We start from the raw sequence: 14629 nt of genomic DNA, 5'->3' as shown, positions 1-14629 counted from the left end.
ATGATCTTGGCAGATAATTGCCAGTATCACGATTTCCTTGCCATAGATAGCAAGGACATGCCGGGGCCTTCCGGCCTATCTTGTTTCCAACCGGAGATCATCCGGACCACGGAAAGGATAGAGCCATGGCCAGCATCAGCCTCACCAACGACAAGTCCCCGTCCCTGCTTCCCGGCTATGCGGGCGGCACGGTGACCGTGCTTATCTGGGCCTCGTGGTTTCTCGCGACGCGCCATAGCGCGGCGACGCCGCTCGGCTCGATCGATATCGGCCTGATCCGCTACGGCATTCCAGCACTCGTGCTGGCACCGGTCTGGCTGAAGACCGGGTTGCTGCCGAAGGGCCTGCCGCTGCATCTCTTGGCGCTGATGGTCGCGGGTGCCGGTGCCGTCTTCTTCCTCGTCACGACGCTGGCGATCCATTCTACGCCTGCCGCCTCGTCCGGCATCCTGCTCGGCGGCTCGATGCCGCTTGCAACAGCCGTTATCGGCATCCTGCTGTTCGGCGAACGGCCGGACATCACCCGCAAGCTCGGCCTTGCGGCGATTGTCGGCGGCGTACTGATCCTGCTGATCGAAAGCCTCGCCGATGCATCGCTTCCGTGGACCAGCTTCGTCATGCTGCCTGCCGGTGCCGTGCTCTGGGCAAGCTATACCCACGCCTTCCGCCGCAGCGGCCTGACGGCGCTGCAGGCAAGCGCCCTCGTCGCCATCTGGTCGTTCTTGGTGATTGCCGTCCTTGCCCTCGCCTTCGGCACCTCGCTGGCGCAGGCAAGTGCTGCCGATCTCGGGCTGCAGGTGCTGAGCCAAGGCGTGCTTTCGGGATTGGTGGCGATGGTTGCCTATGGCACCGCGGTCAAGACGCTCGGCGGCACGCAGGCCGCAGCCTTCACCGCGCTCACGCCGGTCCTCGCCACGATCGGCGGCGGCATGTTGCTCGGTGAACCCGTCGGCATGGCGGAGATCGCCGCCGCCGTCATCACCGGCATCGGCGTCGCGCTCTCGACGGGCATTGCGGCCAGACGCCGCTAGTCATGCCTCACATGAAAAGCCCGGCTGAGACGCCGGGCTTTTTTGGCATTCAAGCCTGCATCACCACGACCTTGGCGCCAGGCGCGACGCGATCATAGAGATCGATGACATCATGGTTGAGCATGCGGATGCAGCCACTCGACATCGCAAGGCCGATCGATTGCGGCTGATTGGTGCCGTGGATGCGGAAATGGGTGTCGTTGCCGCCGCGGTAGAGATACATGGCGCGAGCGCCGAGCGGATTGTTCGGGCCACCCGGCATGCCGCCGGCGAGCCTGCGGTAGCGCTCTTCGCGGCGCTGCATGTTTTCGGTCGGCGTCCAGCTCGGCCATTCCGCCTTGCGCCCGACATAGGCGCCACCGGCAAAGGCCAGCCCCTCGCGGCCGACGCCGACGCCATAGCGCATCGCCCTGCCATCACCGAGAATGTAGTAGAGGCGGCGGGCGGGCGTATCGACGACGACGGTGCCTATATCATAGCTCGAAACGTAGGAGACTTCCTGACGGCGCAGTTCCGGATCGACCTTGTCGAGCGGCATGGCCGGAAGCGGAAATTTCTCGGCCGGAAGAGCCGCATAGTTGGCGCGATGATCAGGACCGCTCGACGCGCATCCGGCAAGAAGTGCGGAAACGCCCAAAACGAAACCGCGGCGGGAAATCGACATCGAAACAGGTCCTTAACGTTCGGTTGATGCGACCGAAGTTAATGAGATTATGGTTAATGAACTGCTAAGCGCGACCGTGGAAGTTGAGTTAGGACAAGAGGATATGGGACTGCATCATTGAATGATGCATCATCCGATGCTATTTTTGATGCATCAGGAGACGACAATGCGCACCACGATAACGCTGGACGATGAACTGCTTGAGAAGGCACGCCGCTATACCGGCGTGGCGGAGACGCCCACCCTCATCCGGCTGGCGCTCGAAGGGCTCGTTCAACGCGAAGCGGCAAGACGCCTTGCCGACCTGGGCGGCACTGAACCGAATATTGAGGCGCCGCCGAGACGGCGGTTTGGTCCGGTCGAGCCGGAATGATCCTTATCGACAGCTCGATCTGGATCGATCACTTTCGCGCTGCGGATGACTACCTGGACGCGTTACTGCGGTCGGAGAATGTCATCATTCACCCGTTCGTCATCGGTGAATTGTCGCTTGGGCATATTTCTCGATATGATGCGATCATGACGATGCTCGCGGACCTGCCGGTCATTTCGGTCGCGGAGGACGCCGAAGTTCGCCACATGATCCGTAGCAACAAGCTCTTCGGCACGGGCATCGGCTATATCGATGCCCATCTTCTCGCCTCGGCCCTTCTATCCCAACGGCACACGCTCTGGACTCGTGACAAGCGGCTGCACCGGATAGCGAGCGCACTCGGCGTCGCCATGCCGTTTCACCTGCACTAAGCCACCTCACATATTCGGATAAACCGGTCCCTCGCCGCCCTGGGGCGGAACCCAGTTGATGTTCTGGTTCGGGTCCTTGATGTCGCAGGTCTTGCAGTGGACGCAGTTCTGGGCGTTGATGACGTAGGTGTCCTTGCCGTCCTTCTCCACCCATTCGTAGACGCCGGCCGGACAGTAGCGGGTCGAGGGACCGGCGTAGATGTCGTGCTCGGATGACTTCTGCAGGGCCATGTCCTTCACCTGCAGATGCACAGGCTGGTCTTCCTCGTGGTTGGTGTTCGACAGGAACACCGAGGAGAGGCGGTCAAAGGTGAGCACGCCATCCGGCTTCGGATATTCGATCTTCTTGTGCTGCGAGGCAGGTTCCAGGGAGGCGGCGTCGGTCTTGCCGTGGCCGAGCGTGCCGAAGAAGGAGAAGCCGAACAGCGTATTGGTCCACATGTCGAGACCGCCGAGACCGATGCCCACAAGTGTGCCGAACTTCGACCAGAGCGGCTTGACGTTGCGGACCCTCTTCAGGTCCTTGCCGATGGCGGTCTTGCGCCATTCGTTCTCGATCTCGGCGACTTCGTCATTGGCGCGGCCGGCGGCGATCGCATCGGCGATCTTCTCGGCGGCGAGCATGCCCGACAGCACGGCGTTGTGGCTGCCTTTGATGCGGGGAACGTTGACGAAACCGGCCGAGCAGCCGATCAGCGCGCCGCCCGGGAAGGTCAGCTTCGGCACCGACTGGTAGCCGCCCTCGGTGATGGCGCGGGCACCGTAGGACAGCCGCTTGCCGCCCTCGAAGGTGCCGCGGATCGCCGGATGGGTCTTGAAGCGCTGGAATTCCTCGAAGGGATAGAGATAGGGGTTCTTGTAGTTCAGGTGCACGACGAAGCCGACGGCGACCATGTTGTCTTCGAGGTGATAGAGGAACGAGCCGCCACCCGCCGCCATGCCGAGCGGCCAGCCGAAGGAGTGCTGCACGAGACCTTGCTTGTGGTTCTCGGGCTTGACCTGCCAGAGTTCCTTGATGCCGATGCCAAATTTCTGCGGCTCGCGATCCTTCTGCAGATCGAACTTGGCAATGAGCTGCTTGGCGAGCGAGCCGCGCACGCCTTCGCCGATCAGCACGTATTTGCCCATCAGCTCCATGCCGCGGGTAAAGTTCGGGCCGGGCTCGCCGTTCTTCTCGATGCCCATGTCGCCGGTCGCGACGCCGATGACGGCGCCCTCGTCGTTATAAAGCACTTCGGTGGCGGCAAAGCCCGGATAGATCTCGACACCGAGCGCTTCGGCGTGGCCCGCCAGCCAGCGACAGACGTTGCCGAGCGAGACGATGTAATTGCCGTGATTGTTCATCAGCGGCGGCATCAGCGCGTTCGGCAGACGGATGGAGCCAGCGGGGCCGAGCACCAGGAAGTGGTCGGCATTGACTTCGGTCTTGAAGGGATGATCGCTTTCCGAGCGCCAGTTCGGCAGCAGGCGGTCGATACCGATGGGATCGACGACGGCACCCGAGAGAATATGCGCGCCGACTTCGGCGCCCTTCTCCAGCACAACGACCGAAAGATCCGGATTGACCTGCTTCAGGCGGATCGCGGCCGAAAGGCCGGCCGGTCCACCGCCGACGATCACCACGTCGAATTCCATGCTTTCGCGTTCCGGAAGCTCAGTCGTCTCGGTCATATCAGTCAGGTCTCCGCTCGGCCGTTCGTCCGGCCACATTCCCCATCTGGGGTAATCTCTTGTCAAAACCGGAAAGCATTGTCGAGCCGGGAAGCGACAGCCAATCCTCCAATTCGCACAATGATTTCCTCTGTGCTCATAAACCTATTTAACGTTTACGTTCACGTCAATTATACGGCAGCAGATTTGATGCAGGCGGCGCTTTTCTTTCCGCCGTCGCGGGCCTTATACAGAAGCATAGAATTGGAGGACATCATGGATCTCGGCATCAAGGGCAAACGCGCACTCGTTCTGGCTTCATCCCGCGGCCTCGGCCAGGGGATCGCGGTGGCTTTGGCGCGCGAAGGCGCAAACGTGCTGCTCTGCGGGCGCAGCGGCGAGCAGCTGGAAGCCAATTGCAAGGCGATCAATGCCGAGGGCAACGGCAAGGCCGACTGGATCTGGGCCGATCTCGGCGACGAGAATTTCGTCGCGACGGTGACGGCTGCGGTCAAGGAAAAGTTCGGTGGCCTCGATATCCTCGTCAACAATACCGGTGGCCCGACGCCCGGCACGACCGAGGAGATGAGTGCCGAGAAGCTCGAGACCTATTTCTTCTCGATGGTGCTGCGGGTCATCACGCTGACCAACGCGTTGCTTCCCGGCATGAAACAGCAGGGCTGGGGCCGCATCCTGACGGTCGCCTCCTCCGGGGTCATCGAGCCGATCGCCAACCTGGCGCTCTCCAATACGCTGCGCCCTGCCCTTGCCGGCTGGAGCAAGACGCTGGCTTCCGAGATCGCCAGCCATGGCGTCACCACCAACCTGCTCCTGCCGGGCAGTATTCTGACCGGCCGCTTGGACGAACTCGATGGTGCGGCAGCAAGACGCACCGGCAAAAAGATGGACGAAATCCGCTCGGAAAAGGAAGCGCGCATTCCAGTTGGGCGCTACGGGAAGGTCGATGAGTTTGCGGCGACGGCGGCGTTTTTGTGCAGCGAACCAGCAAGTTACATCACGGGGTCATTGATCCGTTGTGATGGTGGAGCGGCCCGCTCAGTGTAGTCGACTGATGTAGCGGCCCAGTATATATTAGTCACAGACTAATATTACGGAATGTTCATTACGAAAATTTAAGCTGTTATAAACGCTTAGTGATCGTAAGCGGCGAATAATGTCTTTTTTGCGCCGCAAAATAAGCGGCTCAGTTAGAGCATAGAATTCGCCCCATTCTGTTTAAAACCGGTCTCGCTCATGAAGAAATTCTGGATCACAGTCAGCGTCGTTGCAATTGCCGCAGTCGGCCTCTGGCAGTTCGGCAATCGCATTCCCTATGCACAGCAGATTCCCTATCTTTCGAAACTGATCAAACAGCCCGCCCATGGCGGCGGCAAGGGAGACGGCAGTGCTGCAGGCGGCGACCAGCAGGCTGCGGCAGACGGCCAGACGGCCGGCCAGGCTGACGGTCAATCCGGCAACAAGTCGGGCGGCGGTGGCGGACATCGCCGCGGCACAAATGGCCCGACCGTGGTCAAGACCGTGGCAGCAGCCCAGACGGCGTTGCCGATCGACGTGACCGCCTCGGGCTGGGCCGTCGCTGACGACAACACGACGATCGCTGCCCAGGAACAGGGCCAGATCGTCAACATCAACGTCCAGGACGGCGCGACCGTCAAGGCGGGCGACCTGATCGCCAAGCTCGACGACAAGTCGGCCAAGGCCGCCGTCGACAAGGATAAGGCGATGATCGTACGCGATCAGGCGACCCTCAACGGTGCCGATATCGCCTACAACCGCGCCCAGGACCTTGCCAACCAGAAGGCCGGCACCCAGGAAAGCGCCGACCAGGCGAAGGCGACCCGCGACAGCGCGGCCGCAACTGTCGAGGCCGACAAGGCCGCACTCGCCGCCGACCAGGTGACACTCGACCATACCGAAATCCGCGCCCCCTTCGACGGCCGCCTCGGCGACGTCGCAATCAGCAACGGCGCCTTCCTCAATGCCGGTTCGGCTATCGTCACGATCGCCAAATACGATCCGGTTTATGTGCAGTTCAATCTGCAGGAACGCTACCTCAAGGAGCTGAAAACGGCGCTGGCCAACGGCCCGGTCGATGTCAGCACCGCGCCGGACACATCCAAGGGCGAGGTGCGCAAGGGCGCAGTCAGCTTCTACGACAACACCGTTGATAAGGCTTCGGGCACGATCGTCGTCAAGGCACGCTTCGAGAACGCCTCCGGCGCGCTCTGGCCCGGCCAGTCGGTCAATGTCGTCGTGCATTTCGAGAACAAGGAACAGCAGGTCGTGGTGCCGACGGTCGCCGTCAGCCCCGGTCCGAACGGCTTCTTCACTTTCGTCGCCAAGGACGGCAAGGCACAGCTGACGCCGGTCACCGTCGCGCGCTCCAATGGCGGCTTCTCGGCGATCTCCGCCGGTCTTTCGGCAGGCGACCATGTCGTCATCGAGGGCCAGGGCCAGCTGACCGACAAGCAGGCGATCAACGAACAGTTTGACGACAAGGCGCTGAACGTTGCTTCGGCCGCCGACACGATGCAGCAGCAAACCGACAACGCTAGCGCGGGGACTGAGGAATGATTCCGAATTTCTGCATCCAGCGTCCGGTCGCCACGACGCTTCTGGCGATCGGCGTTGTTCTCGCCGGCTTGGCGGGATACCAGCTCATTCCGGTCGCCGCCCTGCCCCAGGTCGACTTCCCGACGATCAACGTTTCGGCCCAGCTGACCGGCGCCTCGCCGCAGACGATGGCGACATCGGTCGCCACGCCGCTCATCAAGCAGTTCGAAACCATCCCCGGCATCAGCGAAATCAGCTCTTCGAGCTCGCTCGGCAATACCAGCATCGTCCTGCAGTTCGATCTGAACCGCGATATCGATGCGGCAGCGGCCGACGTCCAGGCGGCGATCTCCCACGCCACCCGCCAACTTCCTGACAACCTGACGACCCCGCCGAGCTACCGCAAGACCAACCCGGCCGACGCGCCGATCATGCTGATGGCGGTGCAGAGCGATACGATGCCGCGCAGCAAGCTCGACGAGATTGCCGAAGACATCATTTCGCCGTCGCTTTCCACCCTCCCCGGCGTCGCCGAAGTTTCCGTCTACGGCGCGCAGACCTATGCGGTGCGCGTCGAGGTCGATCCCAGCAAGCTGCAGGCCCGCGGCATCGGCGTCGATACCGTCAACCAGGCGATCGCAGCCGCCAACAACCAGAACCCCGTCGGCACGCTGCAAAACAAATCGCAGACGATGACGATCAACGCCAATACGCAGCGAACCAATGCCGAGCAGTTCCGCTCGCTGGTCATCGCCTCGCCGAACGGCGCAGCAATCCACCTGAGCGACGTCGCCACGGTGGAAGACAGTGTCGAGAACCAGAATACCGGCAGCTGGTATGACGGCAATCGCGGCATCATCCTGGCGATCCAGCGCCAGCCCGATGCCAATACCGTCGATGTCGTCGATGCGATCAACGCCAAGCTGCCGCAGCTGCATGCGGAAATTCCGCCTTCGGTCAAAACGGTGATCATGAACGACGCCGCGCAGCCGATCCGCGCTGCTATCGCCGACGTCAAGTTCACGCTGCTCCTCACCATCGGCCTCGTCGTTCTGGTGATCTATCTGTTCACCGGCCACATGACGGCAACGATCATTCCTGGCCTTGCCGTGCCGCTGTCGCTGATCTCGACCTTCGGGATGATGTATGTGCTGGGCTACAGTATCGACAACATCTCGCTGCTCGGGCTGACGCTCGCGGTGGGTCTCGTGGTCGACGACGCGATCGTCATGCTCGAAAACATCTTGCGGCATGTCGAGGACGGCATGCCGGTGCGCGAGGCGGCGATCAAGGGTGCCGGCGAAGTCAGCTACACCATCATCTCGATGTCGGTCTCGCTGATCGCGGTCTTTATCCCGATCCTGTTGATGGGCGGCGTCGTCGGGCGCGTCTTCAACGAGTTCGGCATGGTGGTCGCGATCGCCATCGTCTCCTCGGCGATCGTCTCGCTGACGGTGACGCCGATGCTCGGCTCGCGGCTTGGCGAGGGTCACAGCCGCCCGCCGCTCTTCGTGCGTCTCTTCGACGCCGGCTTCGAACGGACGCTGCGCGGTTACGACCGTGCCGTCGGTTGGTGCCTGAAGCACCACATGACGGTTATCGGCGTGTTTTTTGCGTCGATTGCCCTGACCATCTATCTGTTCATGACGCTGCCCGCGAGCTTCTTCCCGCAGGAAGATATCGGCCGCCTGCAGGTCTCGACCCAGGCCCGCCAGGATATTTCCTACCAGGCCATGGAAGCGCTGCAGAAGCAGGCCGCGGCCGTCGTCGGCGCCAACCCGGCCGTCGATCACGTCATGTCGACCGTTGGGGGCAATGCCCAGAAGCCCCTGAACAACGGCACAATCTTCGTGCAGATGAAGGACAAGGACAAGCGCCCGCCGCTCGATCAGACCCTGCGTGAACTGCGCACGGCGCTGAACAAGATCCCCGGCCTGCAGGCCTTCGTCACCCCGAACCAGAGCCTGCGTTTCGGCGGTCGCCAGACGGCCAGCCAGTATCAGCTGATCGTCCAGGCGCTGAGCGCCGACACGACCAACCTCTGGGCCAACAAGATCATGACGACGATGCGCCAGGATCCGCGCTTCACCGACGTGACCACCGACGCCCAGAACAACGCGCTGCAGGCGAATATCGTCATCGACAGCGAAAAGGCTGCCGCCTTCGGCATCAACAACGACCTACTGCGCACAACGCTGCAGGAAGCGTTCAGCAGCTATACCGCTGCCGAAATCCAGTCGACCGGCGACAGCTACGACGTCATCGTCGAATATGATACCGGCAAGCCCTGGGACGACCAGCAGCTCGCCGAGATCAACGTCGCCTCGTCCAACGGCACGCTCGTGCCGCTGTCGAACTTCGCGCATGTGGAACGCACGACGGGCCCCGTCACTATCAACCAGACCGGCCAGCTCGTCTCGACCACCGTGTCCTTCAACCTGCCGGGTGGCGAATCTCTCGGCGACGCTACGGCGGCGATCGATCAGATCAAGAAGGACATCAACATGCCGACCGACGTGTTCACCAGCTATGGCGGCACGGCGCAGATCTTCCAGCAGTCGCAGGGCAATACGCCTTACCTGATCCTGGCGGCGGTCCTGACGATCTATGTGGTGCTTGGCGTTCTCTACGAGAGCTTCATCCATCCGCTGACGATCCTGTCCGGCCTGCCGGCGGCGGCACTCGGCGCACTCCTGGCGCTGAAGGTCATGGGCCTCGATCTGTCGATCATCGCGCTCATCGGCCTGTTGATGCTGATCGGCATCGTCAAGAAGAACGCGATCATGATGATCGACGTGGCGCTGGAAAACCTGAGGTCGACATCGATGTCGGCCTCGGAGGCGATCCACGAAGCCTGCGTCCGCCGTTTCCGGCCGATCATGATGACGACATTCTGCGCCCTGCTCGGCGCCCTGCCGATCGCGCTCGGCACCGGTGCCAGCTCGGAACTGCGCCAGCCCCTCGGCATCGCCGTTGTCGGCGGCCTGCTGGTCTCGCAGGCGCTGACGCTGTTCATCACACCGGTGATCTTCGTCGAGATGGGCCGCTTCGAAAACTGGCTCGGCCGGCTGTTCAGCCGCAAGAAGAAGCACGATACGCCGGCCAACGAGGATGGCGAGCCCGAGGCACGGGCAGTCGCTGCCGAATAAGACAGGAAGGGCGCCTCTAGGGCGCCCTTTTCATTTGGTGGTCTGAGCCTTGCTGTGGCAAATCCGGCGATGCTATCTCCGGTCAGACATGAATTGAATTAGGCCACAGCATGGTTCGACCCTACCTGCCGCTGAACGCCTTGCGGGCGTTCGAGGCGGCTTCCCGGCATCTGAGTTTCACCCGCGCGGCGATCGAGCTCTGCGTCACACAGGCGGCTGTCAGCCATCAGGTGAAGCTTCTGGAGCAACGGCTCGGCGTCACGCTCTTCCGCCGCCTGCCGCGCGGATTGATGATCACCGAGGAGGGGCTGGCGCTCTTGCCGGTGCTGCGCGAATCCTTCGACCGGATGGCCGACATGCTGGAGCGCTTCGAAGGCGGCCAGCTGCGCGAAGTGCTGAAGATCGGCGCGGTCGGGACGCTCGCCGTCGGCTGGCTGCTGCCGCGGCTTGCCGATTTCCGCACCCGCTTTCCCTATATCGACCTGCGCCTCTCGACCAATAACAACCGCGTCGATATCGCCGCCGAGGGCCTCGACTATACGATCCGCTTCGGCAACGGCGCCTGGCACGATATCGAGGCGGAAGCGCTGTTCGAGGCGCCGCTCTCCGTCCTCTGCATCCCACCGATCGCCCGGCAGCTGAAGACGCCGGAGGATGTCGCGGGCCAGACGCTGCTGCGCTCCTACCGCTCCGACGAGTGGCCGAGCTGGTTTGAGGAGGCCGGGCTCTCGGCACCACCGATCCTCGGCATGGTCTTCGATTCCTCGGTGCTGATGGTCGAGGCGGCGATGCAGGGTGCGGGCATTGCCCTCGCCCCGCCACTGATGTTCTCGCGCCAACTGGCATCCGGTGAGATCGAGCAGCCCTTCCCCATCTATATTTCCAAGGGCAGCTACTGGCTGACGCGGCTGAAGTCGCGGCCGGTGACCCTGGCGATGGAGAACTTCCGGCGCTGGCTGCAGGAGATGTCGGCGGAGACCCGCGGCGACTGATCCCAGCGGGTTGCTTTCGCCTCCGTCCTGTGCGATCACCCGCCCTCTCAAAAATTCGCGGGCGCGCATTTGCCGCCCTTTGTCACATCCGGGTCATCTCTTCCCGGTTCAAAGCATTTTTACTGATTTAAGGAGCACGGCCATGGCACGGGCGCTCGGGCTTGATTTCGGCACGACCAATACGGTTCTGGCAATGGCGGATGGCGCCAATGCCACACATTCGATGAGCTTCACCAGCGCGGCAGGCACTGCCGACAGCATGCGCACGGCGCTGTCGTTCATGAAGGATCCGCAGCTCGGCGCATCGGCCTTGAAGGTCGAGGCGGGTGCGGCGGCAATCCGCCAGTTCATCGACAATCCCGGCGATTGCCGCTTCCTGCAGTCGATCAAGACATTTGCCGCCAGCGCCCTCTTTCAGGGCACGATCGTCTTCGGCAAGCGCCAGAGCTTCGAAGACCTGATGGAAGTCTTCATCCGCCGCCTGCGCGCCTATGCCGGCGACAACTGGCCGTCCGATGTCAGCCGCATCGTCACCGGCCGCCCGGTGCATTTCGCAGGCACCACCGCCGATCCGGCGCTCGCGACACAGCGCTACAACGAGGCGCTGTCGCGCTTCGGCTTCCCGGAAGTGCATTACGTCTATGAGCCGGTCGCAGCCGCCTTCTACTTCGCGCAGAACCTGAAGGCCGATGCCACCGTTCTCGTCGCCGACTTCGGCGGCGGCACCACCGACTACTCGCTGATCCGCTTCGAGACCGTCGCCGGCAAGCTGACGGCAAAGCCGATCGGCCATGCGGGGGTCGGCATCGCCGGTGATCATTTCGACTACCGGATGATCGACAATGTCGTCGCGCCGCAGATCGGCAAGGGGAGTCATTTCAAGAGCTTCGACAAGATCCTTGAGGTGCCGTCGAACTACTATTCGAGCTTCGGCCGCTGGAACCAGCTGTCGATCTTCAAGACCTCGCGCGAGTTCGAGGACCTGAGGAAGCTGGTGCGCACTGCCCTCGAGCCGGAAAAGCTCGAGCTCTTCGTCGATCTCGTCGATCACGACGAGGGCTACCCGCTCTATCAGGCGGTCTCTGCCACCAAGATGGCGCTCTCGGCAAACGAGGAAGCGGCATTCGACTTCGGCCCGCTCGGCCGCAGCGGTCACCGCACGATCAAGCGCAGCGATTTCGAAGGCTGGATCGGCGAAGACCTCGCCCGCATCGAAGGCGCGCTCGACGAGGTGCTGGAAAAGACGCAGACGCGCGCCGATGGCATCGACAAGGTGTTTCTCACCGGCGGCACGTCCTTCGTGCCCGCCGTGCGCCGCATCTTCACCGAGCGCTTCGACCAGGACAAGATCGAGACCGGCGGCGAACTACTGTCCATCGCCCACGGCCTGGCGCTGATCGGCGAGCGCGACGACATCGCGCAATGGACTGTGCAATAGCCGCTTAGGCGGGCGGCTGCACTTTCATTGCCGCCGCTCGTCCGTTAAGGTTGCCGCATGATCTCCGCCAACGACCTCTCCCCGGCCGAACTTGCCGCGCTTTTGCATTTCCATGCAGATGCGGGCGTCGAGTGGCTGCTGGAGGAAGAGGCGGTCGACCGCTTTGCCGAATTCGAGGCGATGAAGGCGGCGCGCCGCGCGGCGGCACCTCAGCAGGCTCCGCAACAAAACACGCAGCAGCAGAGCCGCGCCACGGCGCATCAGCGTCAGGCACCGGCTGCCGCCAGCGCTCCGGCGGCGCGGCCGCAACCGGCCATTCCCGATGGCGAAGCCGTCCAGCAGGCGCGCTTTGCCGCCGAGAGCGCTCGCTCGCTTGCGGAATTGAAGACCGCGCTCGAAGCCTTCAACGGCTGCAATCTGAAACACAGCGCCCGCTCGACGATCTTTGCGACGGGCGATGCGGCGAGCGGCATCATGGTGATCGGCTCGGCGCCGAGCGCCGAAGACGACCGCGAGGGGCAACCCTTTGCGGGACGCCCGGGCGCCCTTCTCGACAAGATGCTGGCTGCGATCGGCCTCGACCGTTCCGGCATCCTGCTGACGCAGGTCATTCCCTGGCGCCCACCGGGCAACCGCGTGCCGTCGCCCGCCGAGATGGATATCTGCCGTCCCTTCATCGAGCGGCAGATCGCGCTCGCGGAGCCGAAAGCCATCCTGCTGTTTGGAAATTTCGCCGCGCGCGTGTTTTTCGGGGAGACGGATACGATCCACGGCCTGCGCGGCCAGTGGAAGGAAATCGGCGCCGGCGGGCTTACGATCCCGGCAATCGCCACATTGCATCCGCAGGATCTGTTGACCGCGCCGGTCAATAAGCGCTTGGCCTGGAACGATCTTTTAGCGTTTCAGCAAAAGCTGCGCGATCTCGATCTGATTACAAAATAGCCAATCTTAAAGATTTTATGAAACGACCCATGCACTTTATGCATGGCTGCGTCTCATTTAGGTGCATTGCAGAATCGATGCTGCGCTGCAATATATACTCGTGTCTTGGGAGGAATCTGACAGGAACCAAGGCAATGAACACACGTTTTCGTCCTATACACTGCGGGTTTGAAACCCTCCGCCTCGCGAGCGATGCGGTACGCACGACGCAAGGCTACAGCCGTCTCGGCTTCGCGACCAACGAACAGATGATCGCCCGCGGTACCGGCATCACGGGCCGCACGACGCGTCCGGCCGCGATCTTCGCCGATTTCCAGGAATATTGAGTAACCGCGCCGCCCAGCCGGGCGCGCGGATGGAGTAAAGCATGTCTGCCGTCATCATCTCGCTTCTGCGCAATATCGAAACGATCGAGCATATCCGCGCCGCCGTCTGTGCTGCGAAGGAATATGAGCGCGAACTTTGCTCGACGCAGACGGACCGCAAGGCGACCGACGTCGCCGCGATCGCGCTCTAAGCGCAGACCGCGAACCTGACCGGATCGCGCTCGATCTGCATCTTGGCGGCTTCGAATGCCTGGTCGATATAGGCGAATTTGATCGCCTGCCAGCCGCAATATTCCCTCAGGAATGCGCCCGAAATCCAAAGCTGCGTCTTCTTCGGCTCGTCGTACCAGCCGAGGCATCCCGTTTGCACCGCCTTGGCGAACAGCCGTTGCAGATGCGTGCGCGACATCATGAAATCGCCCGCCAGATTGCGCGTCTCGATACGGCCGGCGTCATAGCGCTCGCCTTCGCAGGTCTCCAGATCGATCTTCGAAACAAGGTGATCGACGACGAGGCCGCCGGCTTCGGTCCACATGAAGAGTGCCACCTGCTCCGGCGGCTCGCGCCAGCGGGAATCCTTCAGGCAGTTTTCGGCAACCATCGGCTGGGCGATGCGGATCAGCTCCGGGTTCGCCTGGAAACAGGCAGCGCGGTTGCCGCCATCAAGAACATCGAGTGCCGCAAGGTTCGAGAGGAACCACCCCGCCATCGCCTGATGACTGACATCGGCAGGCTCGAAATGCCGCGGACGGCGGCGCTCTTCGCCCGGCGTATGGGCGATGAAGCGGTAGGTGATCAGCTCTTCGATGAAATTGAGAACGGTGTTGCGGCTGGCGACCCTGTGCTCGGTGATGCACCCCGTCAGCGCCACGGCGGTAAAGCCGGATGACGGGTCGGAGGGGTCATGCCGCAGGCTCAGGCCGTAGGCCGTCTGCGTCAGAAGCCAGCGCTGGTGGGAGGCAAGCAGCCGCGCCAGGCGCGGGGCAGCGTCGAACATGCCGCGCATGTTGCCTGCGAGCAGGCGGATAGCGGCGAGGAAGTTCGGATGCTGAGCCAGTTCGTCCGCCGAAAATGCCATAAGCGCCCCCGCTCGCAAGCCAGCTTCCGGAGCTACCACTT

14 protein-coding genes are annotated in these 14629 nt (G+C 62.6%); 11 read left to right on the top strand and 3 right to left on the bottom strand.

Annotated features, from left to right (window positions below; all coding sequences use genetic code 11):
- Window positions 1–125 precede the first annotated feature (125 nt).
- A complete protein-coding gene (locus ABIE40_RS05795; RefSeq protein WP_199626665.1) occupies window positions 126–1031 on the top strand; it encodes a DMT family transporter in 906 nt (301 codons plus the stop codon).
- A 49-nt stretch (window positions 1032–1080) separates the two neighbouring features.
- On the opposite strand, the gene ABIE40_RS05790 is transcribed toward ABIE40_RS05795, so the two are convergent.
- Window positions 1081–1695, bottom strand: coding sequence for a L,D-transpeptidase (locus ABIE40_RS05790; RefSeq protein WP_112719633.1), 615 nt, complete (start codon window positions 1693–1695; stop codon window positions 1081–1083).
- A gap of 166 nt (window positions 1696–1861) precedes the next feature.
- Between ABIE40_RS05790 and ABIE40_RS05785 the strand changes: the two genes are divergently transcribed.
- Both ABIE40_RS05785 and ABIE40_RS05780 read left to right on the top strand, forming a co-directional pair.
- Complete coding sequence (locus ABIE40_RS05785) at window positions 1862–2068, top strand: type II toxin-antitoxin system VapB family antitoxin (protein WP_199626663.1); 207 nt, start codon at window positions 1862–1864, stop codon at window positions 2066–2068.
- The gene (locus ABIE40_RS05780; protein ID WP_199626662.1) at window positions 2065–2439 is read left to right on the top strand and encodes a type II toxin-antitoxin system VapC family toxin; all 375 of its coding nucleotides are present in this window, start codon (window positions 2065–2067) and stop codon (window positions 2437–2439) included. Before ABIE40_RS05785 ends, ABIE40_RS05780 begins: the two co-directional genes overlap by 4 nt.
- Before the next feature lie 6 nt (window positions 2440–2445).
- On the opposite strand, the gene ABIE40_RS05775 is transcribed toward ABIE40_RS05780, so the two are convergent.
- Complete coding sequence (locus ABIE40_RS05775; protein WP_199626660.1) at window positions 2446–4110, bottom strand: electron transfer flavoprotein-ubiquinone oxidoreductase; 1665 nt, start codon at window positions 4108–4110, stop codon at window positions 2446–2448.
- Between the two features lie 255 nt (window positions 4111–4365).
- Between ABIE40_RS05775 and ABIE40_RS05770 the strand changes: the two genes are divergently transcribed.
- The 8 genes from ABIE40_RS05770 (at window position 4366) to ABIE40_RS05735 (ending at window position 13701) form a co-directional block, all read left to right on the top strand.
- Entirely contained in the window at window positions 4366–5154 is a 789-nt protein-coding gene (locus tag ABIE40_RS05770; RefSeq protein ID WP_112719637.1) for an SDR family oxidoreductase, read from the top strand.
- A gap of 189 nt (window positions 5155–5343) precedes the next feature.
- The gene (locus ABIE40_RS05765; RefSeq protein ID WP_199626659.1) at window positions 5344–6684 is read left to right on the top strand and encodes an efflux RND transporter periplasmic adaptor subunit; all 1341 of its coding nucleotides are present in this window, start codon (window positions 5344–5346) and stop codon (window positions 6682–6684) included.
- Window positions 6681–9812: an efflux RND transporter permease subunit gene (locus tag ABIE40_RS05760; protein WP_112719639.1), complete on the top strand. Its 3132-nt coding sequence runs from the start codon at window positions 6681–6683 to the stop codon at window positions 9810–9812. Before ABIE40_RS05765 ends, ABIE40_RS05760 begins: the two co-directional genes overlap by 4 nt.
- 110 nt (window positions 9813–9922) lie before the next feature.
- Window positions 9923–10804 (top strand): LysR family transcriptional regulator, encoded by an 882-nt coding sequence (locus tag ABIE40_RS05755; protein ID WP_199626657.1) that lies wholly within the window; start codon window positions 9923–9925, stop codon window positions 10802–10804.
- A gap of 142 nt (window positions 10805–10946) precedes the next feature.
- Window positions 10947–12242 carry an Hsp70 family protein gene (locus ABIE40_RS05750; protein ID WP_199626655.1) on the top strand — a complete coding sequence of 432 codons (1296 nt, stop codon included), beginning with the start codon at window positions 10947–10949 and terminating at the stop codon, window positions 12240–12242.
- A gap of 57 nt (window positions 12243–12299) precedes the next feature.
- Window positions 12300–13184 (top strand): uracil-DNA glycosylase, encoded by an 885-nt coding sequence (locus ABIE40_RS05745; protein ID WP_199626653.1) that lies wholly within the window; start codon window positions 12300–12302, stop codon window positions 13182–13184.
- A gap of 134 nt (window positions 13185–13318) precedes the next feature.
- Window positions 13319–13510: a hypothetical protein gene (locus tag ABIE40_RS05740; protein ID WP_130278633.1), complete on the top strand. Its 192-nt coding sequence runs from the start codon at window positions 13319–13321 to the stop codon at window positions 13508–13510.
- Between the two features lie 41 nt (window positions 13511–13551).
- Window positions 13552–13701 carry a hypothetical protein gene (locus tag ABIE40_RS05735; RefSeq protein WP_165402614.1) on the top strand — a complete coding sequence of 50 codons (150 nt, stop codon included), beginning with the start codon at window positions 13552–13554 and terminating at the stop codon, window positions 13699–13701.
- On the opposite strand, the gene ABIE40_RS05730 is transcribed toward ABIE40_RS05735, so the two are convergent.
- The gene (locus ABIE40_RS05730) at window positions 13698–14588 is read right to left on the bottom strand and encodes a hypothetical protein (RefSeq protein ID WP_210341035.1); all 891 of its coding nucleotides are present in this window, start codon (window positions 14586–14588) and stop codon (window positions 13698–13700) included. The genes ABIE40_RS05735 and ABIE40_RS05730 overlap by 4 nt on opposite strands.
- Window positions 14589–14629 lie beyond the last annotated feature (41 nt).

The organism is Rhizobium sp. OAE497, from assembly GCF_040546565.1.
In the GTDB taxonomy this organism is placed as follows: domain Bacteria; phylum Pseudomonadota; class Alphaproteobacteria; order Rhizobiales; family Rhizobiaceae; genus Rhizobium.
The sequence above is the reverse complement of the archived record's forward strand: the minus strand, read 5'-3'. Positions and strand labels throughout refer to the sequence as shown.

Coding starts and splice junctions, on each gene's coding strand:
- ABIE40_RS05795 (WP_199626665.1), top strand. CDS start 126: ATGGCCAGCATCAGCCTCACCAACGACAAGTCCCCGTCCCTGCTTCCC.
- ABIE40_RS05790 (WP_112719633.1), bottom strand. CDS start 1,695: ATGTCGATTTCCCGCCGCGGTTTCGTTTTGGGCGTTTCCGCACTTCTT.
- ABIE40_RS05785 (WP_199626663.1), top strand. CDS start 1,862: ATGCGCACCACGATAACGCTGGACGATGAACTGCTTGAGAAGGCACGC.
- ABIE40_RS05780 (WP_199626662.1), top strand. CDS start 2,065: ATGATCCTTATCGACAGCTCGATCTGGATCGATCACTTTCGCGCTGCG.
- ABIE40_RS05775 (WP_199626660.1), bottom strand. CDS start 4,110: ATGACCGAGACGACTGAGCTTCCGGAACGCGAAAGCATGGAATTCGAC.
- ABIE40_RS05770 (WP_112719637.1), top strand. CDS start 4,366: ATGGATCTCGGCATCAAGGGCAAACGCGCACTCGTTCTGGCTTCATCC.
- ABIE40_RS05765 (WP_199626659.1), top strand. CDS start 5,344: ATGAAGAAATTCTGGATCACAGTCAGCGTCGTTGCAATTGCCGCAGTC.
- ABIE40_RS05760 (WP_112719639.1), top strand. CDS start 6,681: ATGATTCCGAATTTCTGCATCCAGCGTCCGGTCGCCACGACGCTTCTG.
- ABIE40_RS05755 (WP_199626657.1), top strand. CDS start 9,923: ATGGTTCGACCCTACCTGCCGCTGAACGCCTTGCGGGCGTTCGAGGCG.
- ABIE40_RS05750 (WP_199626655.1), top strand. CDS start 10,947: ATGGCACGGGCGCTCGGGCTTGATTTCGGCACGACCAATACGGTTCTG.
- ABIE40_RS05745 (WP_199626653.1), top strand. CDS start 12,300: ATGATCTCCGCCAACGACCTCTCCCCGGCCGAACTTGCCGCGCTTTTG.
- ABIE40_RS05740 (WP_130278633.1), top strand. CDS start 13,319: ATGAACACACGTTTTCGTCCTATACACTGCGGGTTTGAAACCCTCCGC.
- ABIE40_RS05735 (WP_165402614.1), top strand. CDS start 13,552: ATGTCTGCCGTCATCATCTCGCTTCTGCGCAATATCGAAACGATCGAG.
- ABIE40_RS05730 (WP_210341035.1), bottom strand. CDS start 14,588: ATGGCATTTTCGGCGGACGAACTGGCTCAGCATCCGAACTTCCTCGCC.